Annotated in this window: 15 protein-coding genes and 4 tRNA genes; 16 read left to right on the forward strand and 3 right to left on the reverse strand. The window is 42.2% G+C overall.

What is annotated here, in order from left to right; translation table 11 throughout:
• Positions 1 to 3: 3 nt before the first annotated feature.
• The 10 genes from AC0YN7_RS02815 to AC0YN7_RS02860 all read left to right on the forward strand — a co-directional run bounded on the left by AC0YN7_RS02815 (position 4) and on the right by AC0YN7_RS02860 (position 8,153).
• Positions 4 to 2,925 carry an ABC transporter permease gene (locus AC0YN7_RS02815; RefSeq protein ID WP_475808417.1) on the forward strand — a complete coding sequence of 974 codons (2,922 nt, stop codon included), beginning with the start codon at positions 4 to 6 and terminating at the stop codon, positions 2,923 to 2,925.
• 5 nt (positions 2,926 to 2,930) lie between these two features.
• Complete coding sequence (locus AC0YN7_RS02820) at positions 2,931 to 3,806, forward strand: ABC transporter ATP-binding protein (RefSeq protein WP_475808418.1); 876 nt, start codon at positions 2,931 to 2,933, stop codon at positions 3,804 to 3,806.
• A 5-nt stretch (positions 3,807 to 3,811) separates the two neighbouring features.
• Positions 3,812 to 5,314 (forward strand): ABC transporter substrate-binding protein, encoded by a 1,503-nt coding sequence (locus AC0YN7_RS02825; RefSeq protein ID WP_475808419.1) that lies wholly within the window; start codon positions 3,812 to 3,814, stop codon positions 5,312 to 5,314.
• 218 nt (positions 5,315 to 5,532) lie between these two features.
• Positions 5,533 to 5,700: a hypothetical protein gene (locus AC0YN7_RS02830; RefSeq protein ID WP_475808420.1), complete on the forward strand. Its 168-nt coding sequence runs from the start codon at positions 5,533 to 5,535 to the stop codon at positions 5,698 to 5,700.
• A gap of 110 nt (positions 5,701 to 5,810) precedes the next feature.
• A tRNA-Met gene (locus tag AC0YN7_RS02835) sits at positions 5,811 to 5,887 on the forward strand.
• Between the two features lie 37 nt (positions 5,888 to 5,924).
• Positions 5,925 to 6,001: transfer RNA gene (locus AC0YN7_RS02840), tRNA-Ile, on the forward strand.
• Between the two features lie 20 nt (positions 6,002 to 6,021).
• Positions 6,022 to 6,107 (forward strand) — tRNA-Leu (locus tag AC0YN7_RS02845).
• Between the two features lie 41 nt (positions 6,108 to 6,148).
• Complete coding sequence (locus AC0YN7_RS02850) at positions 6,149 to 6,757, forward strand: hypothetical protein (protein ID WP_475808421.1); 609 nt, start codon at positions 6,149 to 6,151, stop codon at positions 6,755 to 6,757.
• A gap of 43 nt (positions 6,758 to 6,800) precedes the next feature.
• Positions 6,801 to 7,454 (forward strand): ribonuclease H, encoded by a 654-nt coding sequence (gene rnhA, locus AC0YN7_RS02855; protein WP_475808422.1) that lies wholly within the window; start codon positions 6,801 to 6,803, stop codon positions 7,452 to 7,454.
• 12 nt (positions 7,455 to 7,466) lie between these two features.
• Complete coding sequence (locus AC0YN7_RS02860) at positions 7,467 to 8,153, forward strand: uracil-DNA glycosylase (RefSeq protein ID WP_475808423.1); 687 nt, start codon at positions 7,467 to 7,469, stop codon at positions 8,151 to 8,153.
• A 66-nt stretch (positions 8,154 to 8,219) separates the two neighbouring features.
• Here AC0YN7_RS02860 and AC0YN7_RS02865 read toward each other — a convergent pair whose 3' ends face one another.
• Positions 8,220 to 9,176 carry an S-layer homology domain-containing protein gene (locus AC0YN7_RS02865; protein WP_475808424.1) on the reverse strand — a complete coding sequence of 319 codons (957 nt, stop codon included), beginning with the start codon at positions 9,174 to 9,176 and terminating at the stop codon, positions 8,220 to 8,222.
• A 134-nt stretch (positions 9,177 to 9,310) separates the two neighbouring features.
• On the opposite strand from AC0YN7_RS02865, the gene AC0YN7_RS02870 reads away from it, so the two are divergent.
• Positions 9,311 to 9,386 (forward strand) — tRNA-Val (locus AC0YN7_RS02870).
• 745 nt (positions 9,387 to 10,131) lie between these two features.
• Here AC0YN7_RS02870 and AC0YN7_RS02875 read toward each other — a convergent pair.
• Positions 10,132 to 10,944, reverse strand: coding sequence for a helix-turn-helix domain-containing protein (locus AC0YN7_RS02875; protein WP_475808425.1), 813 nt, complete (start codon positions 10,942 to 10,944; stop codon positions 10,132 to 10,134).
• Between the two features lie 275 nt (positions 10,945 to 11,219).
• Between AC0YN7_RS02875 and AC0YN7_RS02880 the strand changes: the two genes are divergently transcribed.
• The 3 genes from AC0YN7_RS02880 to AC0YN7_RS02890 all read left to right on the forward strand — a co-directional run bounded on the left by AC0YN7_RS02880 (position 11,220) and on the right by AC0YN7_RS02890 (position 14,314).
• Positions 11,220 to 12,206, forward strand: coding sequence for a phytanoyl-CoA dioxygenase family protein (locus AC0YN7_RS02880; protein ID WP_475808426.1), 987 nt, complete (start codon positions 11,220 to 11,222; stop codon positions 12,204 to 12,206).
• A gap of 582 nt (positions 12,207 to 12,788) precedes the next feature.
• Positions 12,789 to 13,079, forward strand: coding sequence for a hypothetical protein (locus AC0YN7_RS02885; RefSeq protein WP_475808427.1), 291 nt, complete (start codon positions 12,789 to 12,791; stop codon positions 13,077 to 13,079).
• A 389-nt stretch (positions 13,080 to 13,468) separates the two neighbouring features.
• Positions 13,469 to 14,314 (forward strand): AraC family transcriptional regulator, encoded by an 846-nt coding sequence (locus AC0YN7_RS02890; protein WP_475808428.1) that lies wholly within the window; start codon positions 13,469 to 13,471, stop codon positions 14,312 to 14,314.
• 54 nt (positions 14,315 to 14,368) lie between these two features.
• Here the strand turns inward: AC0YN7_RS02890 and AC0YN7_RS02895 are convergent, their stop codons facing one another.
• Positions 14,369 to 15,292 (reverse strand): phytanoyl-CoA dioxygenase family protein, encoded by a 924-nt coding sequence (locus AC0YN7_RS02895; protein WP_475808429.1) that lies wholly within the window; start codon positions 15,290 to 15,292, stop codon positions 14,369 to 14,371.
• Positions 15,293 to 15,763: 471 nt separating this feature from the next.
• Here AC0YN7_RS02895 and AC0YN7_RS02900 point away from each other — a divergent pair, with 471 nt between their 5' ends.
• Both AC0YN7_RS02900 and AC0YN7_RS02905 read left to right on the forward strand, forming a co-directional pair.
• Entirely contained in the window at positions 15,764 to 17,488 is a 1,725-nt protein-coding gene (locus AC0YN7_RS02900) for a sensor histidine kinase (RefSeq protein ID WP_475808430.1), read from the forward strand.
• 5 nt (positions 17,489 to 17,493) lie between these two features.
• The gene (locus tag AC0YN7_RS02905; RefSeq protein ID WP_475808431.1) at positions 17,494 to 19,104 is read left to right on the forward strand and encodes a response regulator transcription factor; all 1,611 of its coding nucleotides are present in this window, start codon (positions 17,494 to 17,496) and stop codon (positions 19,102 to 19,104) included.
• Positions 19,105 to 19,142 lie beyond the last annotated feature (38 nt).

Here is a 19,142-nt window from a genome sequence, read left to right on the forward strand (position 1 = left end):
CCAATGGGAATTCCGCTGTTTCGTTTTTTGTTCCGCAAAATGTGGAACACTCGCTGGCTAACCATAAGTACGTTGGCGGGACTGACCTTAGCGGTAGCTTTTGCAACCAGCATACCGATGTATGCGGACGGAGCATTAAAAAGGGTTGTAGCCGAATCGCTGCAGCAGAAGAGCGTAGGCTTACCTGCGGGTTCTTTGTTAATGCGGTATCAGTCACCCGCTGGCGGGAAAACGGATTTACCGGCATTGTCAGAGCTAGAAAGATACATCACTACGGATGTTCCGAAAGAACTCGGATTTCCTTTTGAAACGTTCGTAAAGAGCTATTCGATTAGAAGCTCTGAGGTGACTCCAGAGGATTCTTCTAAGGTTGATGCCGGACGCAATCGACAAATGTCAATTATGACGATGTCTGGGTTGGAAGGGAAGACAGAGCTGACTCAAGGTCGGTGGTTTGTAAATACAGAGGGCGACGAATCGCTGCTGGAAGCCGTCATGTTAGAGGAAGCAATGTACCGCAATGATATACATATCGGTGATGTGTTTGAATATCCGGTATACGGCGGACTTGATCTTACACTAAGGGTCAAAATCGTCGGGGCAGTTAAGCCATTGCTTGATACGGATCCTTATTGGTATCAAGGCCTTGAAGGCATGCTGAGCACATTTCAAATCAGTGAAGAAGCCTTTATGAAGCTGCTGCTTGCCAAGAAGAATATTCCGCTTCACAACGCAGGCTGGTATTATGCGTTTGATTTATCAAATATTAAAACCAGTCAATTAACACCGCTTGGCAGAACGCTGGAGCGACTCAATATTGAGTTATATCAGCGCCTTAAAGACACAAGGGTGGAAATCTCATTCGCTTCTACGCTCACTGAGTTTAAGAAGCAAAGCTTGCAGCTGCAAACGTTGTTGTTCACTCTTGCGGCACCAATGCTTGCTATGGTCTTTTTCTTTATTGCAATGAATGCTCGTCAATCTCTTGATAAGCAGCGAAGTGACATTGCCGTTCTGCGAAGTCGTGGAGCCGGTACAAGACAAATCATTTGGATTTACTTGCTTGAAGGTTTGCTGTTAGGAGCGGTTGCGCTCGCGATAGGACCATTTATTGGATGGTTTATGGCGAAGAGCATCGGTTCAGCAAATGGGTTTCTGTCGTTCGTCAGCCGTAAATCCATTCCTGTCGGCTTCTCTACAGAGGCCATTATTGCAGGCGGGGCAGCCGTATTACTAGCACTGCTTGCAACTATTATTCCAGCTATCATGTATGCTCGCTCTTCTATCGTAAGCTACAAGCAAGAGCTTGCTCGCTCCGATCGTAGACCCGTATGGCAACGCTGGTATTTAGATGTATTGCTGCTAGCTGCTGCCGGCTATGGCTGGTACATGTTTAATGAACGTCAAATGCTGACGTTTCAGACTGGAATGACTACGGATCAGCTGAATGTTCAGCCTTTTCTGTTTTTCGTACCAGCGCTGGCGATTTTTGCATTAGGATTATTTTTCCTAAGATTATTTCCTTGGTTGCTAAAGCTATTTCATTGGCTTGGCCGCAAATTTTTACCTGTACCGCTATTTTTAACATTAACGCAATTATCGCGCTCAACTAAGGGCTATTATCCGATTATGATTTTATTGGTTCTGACGCTTGGACTTGGCGTTTACAACGCTTCTGCCGCTAGAACGATTGATTTGAACTCAACTGAACGGATCCTTTATAAATATGGAACCGACGTTATCGTTCAAACCGTCTGGGAAGGATCACCGGAAATTACTAAAACCGGAGGAACTGGCGGCGGTTCAGGCGGAGGATCAGGAGGCGGAGGTGGCGCTGGCGGAGGATCAGGAGGCGGCACAGGAGGTGGTTCAGGAAACGGAGGACCTGGCGGAGGCGGCGGTGGAGGTACTACCGTACCGACACGAGTCTTATATAGTGAACCTCCTTTTGAGCTCTTCCGCTCGCTAGAAGGTGTTAAAGCAGCTGCACGTGTCATGCAGACCAAGGGCAATGTCGTTGTGTCAGGCAAGTCGATTGGTCAAGGTACAGTTATGGGTATCGATAACTCAGAATTTGACGATGTAGCCTGGTTCCGTGATGATTTGTATCCTGCTCATCCTAACATTTATCTGAATAATTTAGGCAAATATGAGCATGGTGCGCTTATTCCTACAGGTGTGGCAGAAAAGTATCAGCTGAAGTTAGGCGATATCGTATCAGTGGGCTTCCCTGAAGGCATGCTCGAGTTTACAATAACAGGAATTCTTCCTTATTGGCCGAGTCAATACCCTGATAAGTCGCCGTTTATCATTACGAACTTAGATTATCTTTACGATCAGCTTCCACTGATGCCATATGAAGTATGGTTGAAGATGGAGCCTGACGCGAAGGTTGCACCTATTATTGAATCTCTGCAAAAATCAGGTATTGAGCTAGCATCAGTGGAGGACGTAAGAAGCGAACTTATTTCGCAAGCGAAACATCCTTCCAGAGGCGGAGTTTTTGGGATATTAAGTCTCGGCTTTCTCGTTTCGGTCGTTATTACTTTAGCAGGATACGTCTTATTTTGGTTCTTTAACTTGTCAGGCAGGGTCGTTCAATTCGGTGTGCTAAGGGCTATGGGCTTATCACGCAAACAGTTAACAGGCATGCTTCTTCTAGAGCAGTTGTTCACAGCCGGATTAGCGATAGGACTTGGTGTTCTGATCGGTAAAGCTGTCAGCCTTCTTTTCCTACCATTCTTGCAGACAACCGAAAACGTTGCAGAAACGGTTCCTCCGTTCAGAGTAGTCTTTGACTCCAATGATACGAACCAGCTCTTCATCGTTGTAGGGTTCATGATGCTGACCGGTGCGTTACTGCTCTTCCTGCATATTCGCAGGCTAAGAGTGCATCAAGCGGTCAAAATGGGAGAGGAGCGTTAACGGCTATGATCGAATGCGAAGGACTAGTGAAAATTTACAAAACGGATGATCTTGAAGTCGTAGCGCTTCAGGGCCTTAATTTGAAGGTGAATGCTGGCGAGCTAATGGCCATTATAGGGAATAGCGGCAGCGGTAAATCGACACTTCTGAATACGTTAGGTGGTCTTGATCGGCCCTCTGCTGGACAGGTGCGGGTCGGTCAATGGGATTTGCTGAAGATTACAGAAGAGGAGCTTGTGGAGTACAAGCGCGAAACAGTAGGTTTCATATGGCAAAATAATGCGCGTAACCTACTGCCGTATTTGTCAGCATTGGAAAACGTAGAAATGCCGATGATGCTATCTGGTAAGGTTGATCGAGCGTATGCGAAGCAGCTGCTGGAGTGGGTTGGGCTGAAGGAGCGCATGCATAACAAGCTGCATCAGCTCTCTGGGGGTGAGCAGCAGAGGGTTGCTATTGCGATCTCATTGTCCAACCGACCGAAGCTTCTGCTCGCGGATGAGCCGACAGGGTCTGTAGATACAGCGACCTCCGATTTAATCATGGGCATATTCCGAAGGCTTAATAAAGAAATCGGAATAACGATTGTAATTGTTACACATGATTTGACGCTTGCAAGCAAAGTAGATCGAGTTGTTGCCATTCGTGATGGACTTACAAGCACTGAGTTTATTAAACGTAATCCAAAAATAGGCGAGGTTGAAATTCCAACTGTGAGTGGACTACAGTCGGTGCACGAGGCTTTTGTCGTCATCGATAAAGTCGGACGTTTGCAGGTGCCTAAAGAATATTTATCTGCATTGAATATTAAAGACAAAGCGACAATGGAGTTTGACGGAGAGCGGATAGTTATTACTCCGCCTAAATCACTGGGGGGTTAAATCGAATGAATAACAAATGGTTTCCTGGTTTACGTATTCGCAAATTTGCAGCTCTTAGCTTAACACTAGCATTGTCTGTGGGCTTACTTGCAGCATGTAGCGGCGGCTCGAACAAGTCAGCGGAGACAAGCGTGCTGAGAATTGGCGTATTGTATGGCGGAGCGGAGAATGAGCCTTATTTCCGTCAACAATATACTGATATGTTTGAAATGACACATCCAAACGTACAATTTGAAATTGTTGGAGCCATCAGTTATGATGATCAACGGTATCAACAAACTGATCCAGAAAAACAGGAAAAACAACCAGACCCGTATGAAAAAATGAAAGAAATGCTGACGGGCCAAAACCCAGTTGACGTGGTTGTACTGGATTACAATATGCTGCGTAGAATGACACAAGACAATTTATTGCAGCAGCTAGACCCACTCATTCAACAGGATAAATTTGATTTGACCGATTATGTTCCGACTGTAATCGACGGAATCAAAGCAGCGGGAGATAACAACATTTATGCTTTAACTCCTACCTTTACTTCATCCGCACTCTTTTATAATAAAAAGATGTTCTTAGATGCGGGTATCGAGCCTCCAACCGACAAAATGTCATGGGATGACGTGCTTAACAAAGCTCGTCAAGTGGCTAAAGGAGAAGGGGTAGACCGTCAGTTTGGCTTCTCATTTAATCGCTGGCAGTCTGACGGATTTAACGACACTCAAGTCTACGGCCAAGCTCTGCAGTTGAAGACATGGGATGACAAAGGCGAGAAAATGCTTGTGAACAGCGATCAGTGGGAATCAGTATGGAACAGTGTTTCCTCGCTTCATAAAGATAATATTGTACCAAATCAAGAATACTTTAATTTAATAAACGAGAAGAGAAGCGAAACGGATGGCAACGATCCATTCTACGGTGATTTGTTCATTAGAGGTAAAGTTGCCATGACAATAGGTGAATATTACTATATTAATGAGCTTAAGAAAGCTTCGGACAACGCTTCGAAAATAAAAGATTTTGTACCAGTTGATTGGGATGTCGTTACGGTGCCTACAAACCCAAGTGATCCTACCACGGGAGGAAGTATTGGCCTAAATCAACTAATGGGAATTAATGCTAATGCACAGAACTCGAAGGATGCCTGGGAATTTATTAAATACTCGAACAGTAAAGAGTGGGCTAAGCTGAAATCAAGAAGTTTGTATGAGATGGTTGCTCGCAAAGAGTTTCTGAAGCCAATTGGCGGACTGCAATACAATATGGACGCTTTCACTACTCTAAAGCCACTGCCACCAACTAATTCGAACGCGGATAGAATTTTCAATGAAAAACCAGGAATTTGGAATGCTCAGCAGCCTGCCTATGAGTTATTCGCTGAAGTGCTGAAGGGAACAAAGACTGCAAAAGAGGCACTTGCTGAATGGGAGACTAAAGGAAATGCTATCCTTGAAGAGATAAAGAATAATCCGACAGGTGGCGGAGGCGGCGTCATTAGTCCAATGATGAGATAAACTTTTAAATGTCAAAGAGCGACCCAATGACTTAAATGTCGTTGGGTCGCTCTTCTGTTTGTTTATTGATCTTTTCAATCACTTAGGAGTAACGAAGTAAAGGCAGATTATGTTCGAATTCTTTTGCTTGATTTATCCGAATTTGGGCATTCTAATGACAATAAGTTAAGATCAATCGGCGAAAAATACTGGAGTGCATATGCATCAGGAGGGGTTCGATGTTAAGATGGGTGTATTGGGTCCGACTATATGAAACGAAGTTTCAAGCCGGGTGCCTTGTCAAACGTATGGAAAATGATTATTGGATATACGGGTACGAATGTCCAAATGAAGTTGAGGTATTTCGATCGAGAAAAGGACGATACGGTGTACGATTTATTCCATGAAAAAATTGTTTTTAAATTAATTTATAAAAATGCTTGACTTAAAACGGTCGAATATAGTATAGTAATTCTTGTCGCCAATTCAATAAGCTTCAAATCAAATGGAAACACGTCGCGGGGTGGAGCAGCCCGGTAGCTCGTCGGGCTCATAACCCGAAGGCCGCAGGTTCAAATCCTGCCCCCGCAACCAACCCTTTCGATGACTACGTTGAAATATACGTTTTCGAGGGCCCTTAGCTCAGTTGGTTAGAGCGGTCGGCTCATAACCGATTGGTCGGGGGTTCGAGTCCCTCAGGGCCCACCATTTGTAAAGCTTATCTCCATGCCGGGGTGGCGGAACTGGCAGACGCACAGGACTTAAAATCCTGCGGTGGGTGACCACCGTACGGGTTCGATTCCCGTCCTCGGCATACCTGAACAATCTAGCAGTACCAAGTTTTAAGAAGTACATATGAAAGAAAAGAATCCCTTTTCTCGACTTGCTAATTACAAGTTAAGAAATAGGGTTTTTTTTCTTTCAAGACATATGCGTTATAATAAAGAACGGAAGGGGACGGATTATTTGATAAGAGACGATAAGTTTGATGCCCAGTTAAAGGACAGCTCACGCAAGCTTTATGCGCAAGTTTTTGCATTAAAGGACTCTTTACATAACGAATTGCTGGAGAGATTTAAGAACGATCCTACAATTGTTGAGAATGGTGAGCGATGGAAGTTGCTAATTATGTCTGCGTCTGTTTCAACTGCACTCTTTAGTACTGTTCTATCAGGAAATAAAAATTTCCTATTGCTCTATACTTATTTTAAAATAAAACTAAAAGAATTTAATAGTGAGGGTGAAGTAGCGATGGACGATTGCATGCAATATATCGCTGACCTGCGGAATGGTGTAGAATACAGCTCAGAGCAATTTTCAGAGGCTGTGGCTCTTTGGTTATATTTTAGTATTAGGGGTAAGGATCAGTTTGTTGAGGAAGAATTAGCTCCATACAGTATAGTTGGTCAGTTTATTCATGATTATTTTTATAATTGGTTTGATAAAAATGTAGCGTTAAAATAAATAGATATCAAAATATACAGTTACGAAGGAGTGAGTCGTGTAAATGGCAGCAAGTAAGCATTATGTCGTATGGGTCGGCAACAGACCTGGTATTTATACAACGTGGAAAGAGTGCCAGGAGCAGGTGAACGGATTTACCGGAGCAAAATTCAAATCATTTGAATCAGCTCAGCAAGCGGCTGTTGCTTTTAAGGAAGGCTGGAAGGGCTACTGGGGACAAGAGAAGGCCTCTGGTAAGGCTAAGCCATACACTGAAGGAAAGAAGCAGAAATCTATAGTAAGCGAACAAACAATCGATTATAATAGCATCTCAGTCGATGTAGGGACGAGAGGTAATCCTGGGCCTGTGGAGTTCAAAGGGGTTGATACGCAGACGGGTGACCTTTTGTTCTACGTGGGACCGATTCCAAATGGAACGAATAATTTAGGCGAGTTTATTGCAGTTGTGCATGCACTCGATTATTTGAAGAAAAAGGGCTCCACTCAAACGATATATAGTGACTCTAGAACTGCGCTCAGTTGGATTCGCAATAAGAAGACGGCCTCGACATTGCCGCGCGACGCGTCGACCGCGAAGATTTGGGCTTTGACGGACTGGGCAACGGATTGGCTTCACAATAATAAGTATGATAATAAAATATTGAAGTGGAATACAGAAGAGTGGGGGGAAATTAGAGCGGATTTCGGCAGGAAATAGGAGGGGATTTTTTTGTCTATTCATTTCGATAACGATTGGTCACGCATTTTACAAGATGAGCTCAACCTACCATATTTCAAGAAGATAGAGGCTTTTCTAGTAGAGCGATCGAAGGAAGCTGTCATTTATCCCGAAATTTCGGACATATTTAGCGCTCTAAATTACACGCCCTATGAAGAAACGCGCGTTGTTATTTTAGGTCAAGACCCGTATCACGGTTCTGGACAAGCACATGGATTAAGTTTCTCTGTGCAGCCCGGAGTTCGAATTCCTCCATCACTAAAAAATATTTATAAAGAACTGCATGATGACATAGGCTGTTCAATTCCAGAGCATGGATCGTTACATTCATGGGCAAAGCAAGGGGTGCTATTGCTTAATACGGTGCTGACGGTTGAGGAGGGGGCTCCTAACTCACATCAAGGGATTGGTTGGGAGCAATTTACGGATCGGATTATATCCTCATTAAACGAGCGTAACGAGCCTGTCGTGTTTATACTGTGGGGTAAGCATGCTCAAGCGAAGGCGGCGAACATTGATGTGGATAAGCATCATATTATCGCTTCGCCGCATCCGAGCCCGTTTGCGGCTAGAAAGGGCTTCTTTGGCAGCAAACCATTCTCTCGAGCGAATACCTATCTTGAGAGTGTTGGTAGAGCTGCTGTAGACTGGACGATTTCAGAGCTAGAGGTGCACTGACAGGAAGAAAAAAGGCTTCTCCTCTATCTGATTAAATAATCAGATAAGTGGAGAAGCCTTAGTTCTCTATTCCGCAATGATGCCTGTGCTGGATCCTGAATTACTTGGTTCCATTGATTCTGGAAGCACTGGTTTTAATTTAGCATCTACATAAGTAGATACTTGAACGTCTGTAATGACTTGAGGGTACATTTTATCTGGATCAGGCAGTGTCGTTTCTACATAGATAATGGCTTTATCACCTTCGAAACCTATAGAGGCGATACGAATACCATAACCAGGATGTGCAACTTGCGTGCTGATGGTTACTTTGTTCACATCAGCGTTTACAGAGGTAACAGATAGTTTTAAATCAAGGGCTGGTTGCTCAGGTAATTCAGGAATAGGAGTGGTCTCCTTTACAAATTTGATGCCGTCATAAAGCCATCCAGCTGCTTCGCTGCGTGTAATGGCTTGCTTCGGATAAAACTTGTTCGAGCTATCTAACGTGACAATTTTGCTGATGAGCAGTTTTTGAATACTGTCCATATACTCTTTATTGATTTCACCCTCGTCTTCTATCAGCATGAAGATTTCAGTAAAGGCATAGTCGCCTTTCTTCATCATGGCTTTAAATAAGTGGTGAGCAAACTGCTCGCGCGTCATTTTGTCGCTAGCTTTTACTGTTTTAGGAATTTCAAGTCCGTTTAAGCTAGCAATAATGAAGGCATCGGAATACCAAGCATCATCCTTAATGTTAGGGAAAGAGTCGCTTGCTTTTGGTGCTTTAACGAAGCGAATATGGTCAATGTTGATGTCCAATCCGCGTACGATCATGGAAATGCCAGCCGCGTAGGTTAGTTTTCCTTGTGGATCAAATGTATCATTCTTTGTATTGCCGTTAATTATACCTAGCTTTTTTAGTTCAGCAATTTTTTGTGCATTTGGATCGTTGTTTACGTCTTTAAATGCCCACACGGTTTGTCCAAGCGTCAAAAGCATCATGGCTACTAAAGTCATAATTAATAACGGTCGCTTCTTCATACGATCACCTCTTCTTTAATTTGCTGCAGCACTTATTTGACGCAACTCACTGTCATATTGTTGCTTAACATTTTGAAAAAATTACTATTGACTTAAGTTTTGAATCCTGATATATTATTACTTGTCGCTAATATGATCTGATAGCTCAGCTGGGAGAGCGCCATCTTGACAGGGTGGAGGTCACAGGTTCGAACCCTGTTCAGATCACCATAACTTATAACTCGTAAAGCCTTGTCCAGCAAGGCTTTTTTTGTTTTTATTTTTATAAGCAATATTGGATGAAAGAGCGTTGATGTAAATATGATGTAAAAATGTTTATTTTAATGAATTTGAATGCAAAGCTCTGCTTCAATGGATAAACAAATGCACATAGGTCGGCTTTTTATTCTAACATCTATACTATTGCCGCTAATGTCCAGCACATTCCATTATAATCGCTTATTAGCCAAGTAAAGGCTTTGGATTGCAAGCAAGCAACTACTTGATAAAACAATAGTCATTGGTGTTGTTTTAGTATTTAGTTCCGTATTTCGGCCCAGGCTTATGGGACGGTACATGATTGGAAGAGCACATTGACTTGCCGCTGTGTATTAATAGAACTCTAAAAATAGAGTGCGGTATTTTCTATCGTTTATAGTCGCTGCTGTACAGAACTATATGAAGGGCCTAACATCAGCGAAAATCTTCTTTACAGAGGGTTTAAATTGGGACGTCATTGGAAACGTGAAGCTCAATAAGAGTCTGGCGCGTCAGCAGCAGGCCTACTATGTCCATGGTGAAGCCGGATTACTGACAATCTATTCTACTGTACGGTAGCCATGCTGGAAGGTCATCAGTTGGCTGTCATCGATTACTGAGGAATGGGACAAGTATGAGAGTTGAAATGCTGAAAAAAATTGAAAATACATGTTGTAGGTATTATTTGAACTAGAATAAGTGATGACTTATCATACTCCTATATGTCGCGTCCAGCCGTCCAGGACCTTTTGCGCACTTCTGATGGTGTGGAGTTTGACATTTCCTTTACTTGGCGTGCAAAATGATTTGCCGTTTTAAAGCCGCATCGGTCTGCTATTTCTCTAATAGGAAGGCCTGTATTTTGCAGTAATGAGATGCCTTTCTTAACCCGGAAATTCCATATGAAGGTTGATACTGGCATACCTGTTTCTTTTTGGAATAAGCGATTTAAATATTCAGGTGAAACGAAGGCTTTTTTTGCTAGTAAGGCTACGGTCAGATCCTCTGTATAATGTAATTGGATAAGAATCTTGGCTGCGCTTACAATTGGGTTCCGCTGAAAAGCGGGAAGCTGAATGCTAGATTCTATCATGAATAACTCAAATGCTGACAGGCTAAGCCTACAGATCAAAGAATTTTCAGAGTGGAGTTCCTTCAGATGGAGATTTAATAATAAATTCATAAGTTGATTCATTTCATCGGATATTGGAATCTGTAATGGAAGAGTCCTCAATCGGGTATCCAAATGCAATTGATCTACATGAATTTCGATCCATTGATGCCAAGTTTCTTGGTTCTTAGAGAATTCAAAATATTCATGGTGATTTGGTTCTAGAAGAAAGACATGACCTTCTTTTATTTTAAATGATACTTGGTCAATAAATACTTGTATCTCTCCCGAATGTAGGAATACTAGCTGGTAATGCTTTTTGATACGAGGTCCGCAAGTGCCTCCAGGAGGATAAATGATCGTACCGATCTCTGTATTCGTAACATTCAAGTGTGACAGCGACTCATCATTAATTACCATACCCTACCTCTTTTCGTTTGATTTCTTTATTTCATTCACAGATAATAACTGAACTCTAAATTTACCATGAAACAAGAAGAATGTGAATGAAGATGTCAAATTCAGATACATATTAAAGGATTTGTGCATTCCTGGTTCACCTCTCACTGGTATAAAATAGATTACATAGAAATGGAGGTTGGTTAATCAATAAAGAAAGCCTCTGGAAGCGAGAAAATTCACTAAAATCGATTGCAACATCCATTTGAAGGACATGCATTTAGGGAGGAATTTCTATGAGTAGAGATCGCTATCTAGTCAGTGTTGAACAGTATGTACATTACCAAAAGAACGGGTATATTTTAATTCCAGGTTTATTGGCCAGTGATGATTGGCAGAGAATCGCCAAGCTCATGATAGATATGTATGAGGGCAAACATACAATTGAAGGCTTTGAAAAAAAAGCTCCAGGTTCTGAAAGCAGTGTGGCGATCGATCAACAGATTCAAGATTTGACCCGGGAGCATATGCTTCATCGTATTGATCCAACTATTGAATGGGCACTTCTCCATACGCAATTGCTTGATGTTATAGAGGCATTGATTGGCCCGGATGTTGTTGCGTTACAGAGTATGCTATTCTTCAACCCACCAGGTCGTGGAGGTCAAGGCTGGCACCAGGATTCCTTCTATATTCCAACAAACCCAGATACTTTGGTTGGTGCATGGGTAGCGCTTGACGTTGTAGATGAAGAGAATGGCTGTTTGTGGGTCGTTCCAGGTTCAAACAATGAGCCAATTTATCCTCCTGATTTAACATCTGTATCCCTTCACTCGAGAGATGCTTTTGCGGATCTTAATCCTATTCAAAATGCGAGCCACCTCGATGATGAAGTAAACACCTTATCAAAAATCGCTGGGAAATATGATCCTCCGATTCCGATAAGAATGCAGCCAGGGGATGTCCTTTTCTTCGATTCACACTTGCTTCATCGGTCACATCCGAACAAGACAACAGATAGGTTCCGCAAGTCTTTTGTCGGACATTATTGTAATGCACGTTCGTGGATACCCTGGAATCATGGGGAACCATTTGAAGGGGATTCTGCAAACTATCTCCATATCTTAGGGCGGGGAAGTTCTCATATGCCTTTTGCTTCACCGAAGTTTGGTACAGAAGTTGAGCTTAGCGATCATAGTGATGATGGACAATCACGACGAATGATGGGCATGGGGGACAAATTGATGCCAGTGATGACTATAAATTCTGATCACGAGGACTAATTCAGGTTCGTGTGCATGAAATAGCAAGATTTTCGGAGAAAGTTGCTAGATATCGTAAACAAAAGGTTGATCTTCTTCGTTGAATATCAACCTTTTGTTTTGTAATATGATTTATTTATTATATTAAATAAGAGAAGAGGAACGTAAGTTCTTAATGGTAATTGGTACACATTCTTGTCATCCGTCAAAGTTGTCTAAGGACACACAAGTACCACCATAAAAATGATTAAAAAATCTTGATATAACAGACTTTTTATTTTTAATGTAGGGACATTTGCGTCTTAAGAAAATGCACAAATGTGCCTACATTGTCGTCAAAAGACACAATAGTGCCTACATTCTCGCGAAAAAAGCTGCAATTGTTTGTGTAACAAGAAAATAGTCCATTAAATTGCCATCTATAGACGGATGCTTAGTTTTATCGGAACATTTTCTTGTCATTTCTCTATATCAAGGAATTGATCCGATTGCCGTTTTATTGAATATAATATGTTCCAGTCTAGTCGCTGATATTGCGATGTTGATTGAACTTTCGATAAGGATCAATGGGGAGGATAGGTTCCAGACGATGGTGTTGGAGGCGTGAAAATTGATAGAAACAGAACCGTCTCCTATAGCTGGTCAGGAAATTCCACTCACGATTCCCTCGTGATGAATAAATTTTATGGCAATGTAACCGATGACAGAATTACTACAATCGAATTGCTTTTGACGGACAAGGAAACAGGCAATCTGACGCCGATGCGCGAAGAGATAACGAATGATCACATGTTCCTATTCATATGGGAAGAAAAAAATGGAAGTATCGAGTGGCAAGTTGTTCGCGGCTTCATCAAGGCTGGCAAGTTTATCTATGAGCACAAGCTCAGTTAACGATTAATGAGTAGATGTGGTTATTTTTCGGAAGGTTTTTAACAGTAAAAGATAAGTTACAAAGGCGGTAGTAAACTTGGTTATGTTCAACTCCCATGAAAATTAAATCTCGTAGTTGCAGAAAAAGTCAGTAGTATGGATAGACGGAGCTCTTTCTTTTGGAAAGGCAGCCGGGTGATCGGTTGCCTTTTTTTCAAATATCTGCAGTTTAGAATAATAATACGATCAAGGTTATTCATGGCTTAGCTAACACAATATGTGGTAGATTATTGAAAGGACGGTTCAAAGGACTAATTGATGAAGTCTAAACCTATTATCAGCATTATGACGCCAACTTAAGTTTATAATAGGCTAGGATAATCTCTACTGCAAGGAAGAGGAGAATCGATATGTTCTATCAAGATTTAAAGCTGGAAGAGGAATTAATTGTCGAATGGCGAATCGATGAGGAGACCGAGCATGAGTTGCACATGCACGATCTGTTGGAAATCAATGTTCTATTGGAAAATAACGCCGAGTTCAGATTGCTGAACCGGTCGTACTCCGGCGAATCCGGGGACGTCTTCATCTTCCGTCCTTACGAGCCTCATTATAATTTGGCTAAGAAATCCGATGAGCCGATCAATTGGATTATGGTGTTATTCTCTCCTTCGATCGTGAGAATGATTCCGTACGGGTATAAGCTGCTGTATCCGTTCTACACCCAAGCCGTTTCTCCGTATATTCTCGCTTCGACTGCGTATGCGCGCAATATCCATGTCGCCGCTTTGGCGGCGTACGAAGAGCAAGAACGACGGTTGCCGGGCTGGGAATCGAAACAGTTCATGCATTTCATTGATATTTTACTTCAAATTTACCGCTATACGTTGGAGATGTCTTCAAACCCGGAAAACCCGGATGTTGACGTTGATATGGGAGTAATATCTGTCGTGGAGCATATATTGAAGCATATCACGGAGGACATCGACGTACATGATTTAATCGAGATGTGCGGCAAGGGGAAGACGTATTTATATACCAAGTTCAAACAGACGGTCGGAGTAACGCCAAATCAGTTCATTCATCGGATGAGGATGCAGATCGCGATGTACTTGCTTAAGACGACGGATCGGTCGATTACGGATATCACCTTCGACTGTGGTTATCATTCGATTCATTACTTCAACAAGCATTTCAAGCAATTCCAGGGCATTTCTCCACGGGACTACCGCAACCGGACGAAGCGAGCGATGTAGCCCAAATAAGAAAGCGCCTCATTCCTTTTTCGGGATGAAGCGCTTTTTCGGCAGCTACCTGTTCGTACGGACGACCTTAAGGTTCTCTCGTTGTTGAGCGGACATTTCCGCTTGCAGAGTATCCCAATATCTTGGCGGCGTTGTTGGCGCGCCAACAAATTTGAACCCCTGCTCACCGAGCTGTATGCTGCCGTTCAGGTCCGGAGTGTCAAAACCCATTGCCGCTCTCTTCTGCAGCATGCTCTGAATCAGATTCCTGCGGTCTTCGTCCCAGCCCTCCTTCCCCCATGCTTCAGGAGCGTAGCCATCCTGGTAGACCTCTTCATTGATATAGTGAATGTAGAAAATACGTCTCTGTTTATCAGAATGGTTAAAGGCGGAGCCGTGCGGCGTGGATAGGCAGTGAAACAGGACGTCACCAGCTTCCATTTCGAGCGGTACCGCACCGCATTTGGTGTAAAGCTCTTCCTCGGATACCTTCTTCAAATCGACGTGACCAACGAGATGCAGTCCGTGTATCGCCCAGACGGAGCCGTTATCCGGACCCGAATGGTTTAAATAGATATCGGTCGTGAAGTTTGGAATGCCGAACGTCGTCTCGCGGGATTTCGCACCGTATGGGGGATCCTGATGCCAGTGGACAGGGGCACCGGAATTAGCCAACTTGACGACGAGTGAGTCGTTCCACGGATAGAAGGAATGCCCGATGATCTGTCCGATATTTTCCAGGAGCTCTTGCTTGACGGTCACAGCTTGGAATATATCGTCACGCTGCCACATATTCTCGGACCGCCAGTACGTTTCGCTGCCGTCTTTATTTTTGTAATAGCGGTGATCTGAGCCTTTGAGTGCCACGCCTTGTGTCTGTGCTTCGTCGGCCGCCTTTTGCATCAGCTCCAGCTCCTTGCCCGTGAATAGCCCCTTCATGACCAAATATCCGTTTTTGTGAAAATCGTTGATTTGCTGTTGAGTCAACATATAACCACTGCTCCTTTATCGGTGAATGAATGATTTCACCATTATGGTAGCACAGCCGTAAGAAGCAATACTTTCCCGAAACTTTGCATATAGTTGCAATCTTGTTCATTCGCGGTTAGTGAATTCGGGGAGGGGGGGGAGATGACCAGAGAGTGAACAATTTTGCAATTTAACACCCTTATGTAGACAAGTTTTCATAAGGGGGAACCGCTATACTTTGGGTAAGTAATGAAATGATCAATAAAGGGAAGAGTTTAAAAAAGAAAGATAGAACTTTGGGCTGGACAATCGGTTTCGGTACTTGGGGTTTGGTAAGTAGATTTATCGCGATATGGGAGATTCGGGTCCGATTTTCTTTCATTTGTATGATGACAGAGGATGAACGATATCGGTTCAAGCGTAGGTATTCCAGGGAAATTCATCTTGTGGAATGTCATTTTGTTCACATTAACATAGTAAGGTTGGTGCGTGATGAAAGCACTCTGGAAATCATCGATTGCAAGAAGCCTTTTTGGTAGTTTCCTTGTAGTAATAATACCAATCACAATCATCAGTCTCATGGTTAATTATACCGCTATGAGAATTACACAGAATGAAGTTTTCCGCTCATACGACAATTCGCTTCGACTACTTTCCAGACAATTAGATGATAATTTAAAAAAGTTCGAAACACTAGCCAATGTATTCTCAACGGATAAAGATTTGAGTGCGCTTAACCAATCGCCGAACAATACAGGAATTCTGTGGGATTATGTCACACTCTTGAACCAATTAAAGTTTTTCTCCGCTACTAATGAACTCGATAGCAATATATCTATTTATCTCAGAAATAAGGAACGTGCCTTTTCCTCTAAAAAGGGTATGGATGAAATTAAGAATGAGGATGAGATTAATCTATACGACAATGGATCCGATTATATGGGGATCTGGAGATTTAAGAAACTCTCCGATGGTAATTCTGACGTGCTGTCCTTCATGCAAACCGCCGCCTATGACCGATCTACAAGAAATATTGTCATCACAATTGATATTGAGGTCTCACAGGTAAGGAAATTCCTTGGAAATTTAGATATTCAGGGAGGTGGAACCAGTTTCCTAATTGATTTGAAGGGACGCAGTATAGAGCCCAACAGTCATCATAACGTAAATATGGATGATTTGAAGGCAGCCATATTGAAATTAGAAAAAACGGACGGTCAGTTCACCTATTCACAAGGGCGAGAAAAATATATCGTTTCGCTAAACAAGTTAAATCGTGACGGTCTATCTTTAGGTATGTATATACCGGTATCGCAAATTATTCAGCCCATTCTGCAGATCCGCCTCTGGATTATTATAATCCTGATCATGTCTTTAGGTTTAGCATTATTCTTTACGTTTTATTCCTATAAGAATATCATCCAGCCCATTCGGCAACTGGTGAAAGGCATGCTGATGGTAAGTATGGGGAACTTTAAAGTACGTATACCCGAGAATAAGCAGGATGAATTGGGATTTATGCATATACAGTTCAACCGGATGGTGATTAAGATTGATTCTCTGATCCATGAAGTTTATGAAGAACGGATCAATGTCCAGAAATCAAAATTGAAGTTGCTCCAATCGCAGATCAACCCTCATTTTTTATATAATTGTCTGAATTTTATTTATAGAATGGCTGGGGCTGAAAACCTTAACGGGGTATCGAAAATGTCCTTGTATCTCGGAAGGTATTTTAGGTTTACCACAAGGGTGGACAAGGATACTACCACACTAAGGGAAGAAATGGAGAACATTGGGAGCTACATCCAGATCCAGGATCTACGTTACCCTAGTAAGATCAATTATACCGAGGAAATTCAGTCGGAGGTTCTAGATATATGGATACCTAGATTGTTAATCCAACCGGTGATAGAGAATGCACTGATTCATGGTATAGAAAAGGTACAGGCCCCCATAAGTATTTGGACAAAGGCAGCTAAACAGGGGGACAAAATCGTCATTATAATTGAGGATGACGGAGTAGGCATTGAGCCTGAGAGGCTTGAAGAAATCAATAATAACTTAAATAAAGCAAATCAGGAAAGCGACAGCATTGGGCTAAACAATATATATTGGCGTCTCAAGTTAAAATTTGGAGAAAAAGCAGATTTGAAACTTGAACAAAGAGTAACCCAGGGTACTAGGGTAGTATTCATCATTCCCGAGGAGGAATAGCATGTATGTATAACCTTTTAATCGTGGACGATGAAAGTGCCGTTGTTAATGGATTAGCTTATGATGTTGATTGGAACGACCTAGATATAGGAGAAAAGTTTAAGGCTTATGACGGTGCCCAGGCCGTAGAGATATTAAGGAAAAACAGGATTGATATCGTCATATCGGACATTCGCATGCCGGAAACAAATGGTTTGGAACTGGCATCCATTATCAGAAGACAGTGGCCTAAGGCGAAAGTGATATTTATGTCAGGTTATAATGAATTTGAATATGCTCAAAAGGCTCTTGATCTTGGTGTCCATGGTTATATTCTGAAGCCTGCATCCGATGATGAAATAATTGAAGCTGTAAAAAAAGCGATAGATGAAATAGAGAAGGAATTAAGTGAATTAGAAAAACTGATAAAGGCTGAGAAGCAGTTAAAAGAAACGATACCTTTGTTGCAAGACAGGTATCTGAATGCATGGATTGTTCAAGGACGTATGGATGCTTATGAAGACAATGAACAACGGATAGCAGGAATGCCACTTTACAAAAAGGATTGCCAAGCCTTCCTAATATTGATTCGTATGGATGAGACCGAGCCACAATATGATCTAGAAGGAATGAGCGAGGTTGTTGTTCAGAACCTTGTTTGGAAGATTCTAATAAAGGATGAACAAGGGTTGATGTTTATGGATCCCGAAGGGAATCTGGTGGTTTTCATACAAATGGAAGATGGACAGCAACTTGAAGATCTGCACCAATATGTGCAAGGATCGGCGGAGATATTCCAGCTTTCAGTAAGGCGGTCATCAGGGTGTGTAGTATCTATATTTTACGGGGAATTGGTTCACATCAATGATCTTAATAAATCTTACAATAAAATAGTAAGTCTTATGCATCGGAATTTGAGCTTTCATTCGGGTGTTATTCTTGGATCGGACGCCCCCCTACTCCAGCTTGATGACTTCAGACATTTAGCGCTGTCTACAAACTGTACGTTTTCGCTATTGCTCGAAACTTTACAGAAGGATAAATGTCTACAGCGTATCGATGAGATCTTTGTGGAGTTGGAACAGAATGAGAAAACACCCTATGAGCATTTATTGGAGATTTATTTCACGGTGGCCAATGCAATCATACAGGACTCGAACAAGAGGGGTATCCATCTGTCGAAATGGGCTGATGAGGAGGATGAAATGTTTTTCTCCAACTTTAAAAGCTTGAACTCGCTGTATAAGCAGAAGGTCTGGTACAGGAAAATTACTGAAAAATACATCGGATATGCATTAAGTCAAGAGAAAGGGAAAACGCATCATCTCGTTGAAGAAGTGAAAAGGTTTATTTTGGAGAACGTGCGTAGTGATATTTCTTTGTCTGGTATTGCAGCAAAATTATATGTACATCCTAATTACTTGAGCAGGTTGTTCAAAGAAGATGAAGGTATGAATATTACAGAATACATGACTAGGCTAAGAATCGAAGAGGCTAAAAAGCTTCTTAGGGAATCTAATATGAGGGTTTATGAGGTTGCAGAAAATGTCGGATACTTGAGCGTTGCGCATTTCAATAGGACTTTCAAACGTGAAACTGGTATGAGCCCTAAAGATTATCAGACCGCTCTTCTATAGAAGATGTGTAAAAGCTGTTTTAGGAAGGCTGGGAGGTC

It is taken from the genome of Paenibacillus sp. J31R122, assembly GCF_056269185.1.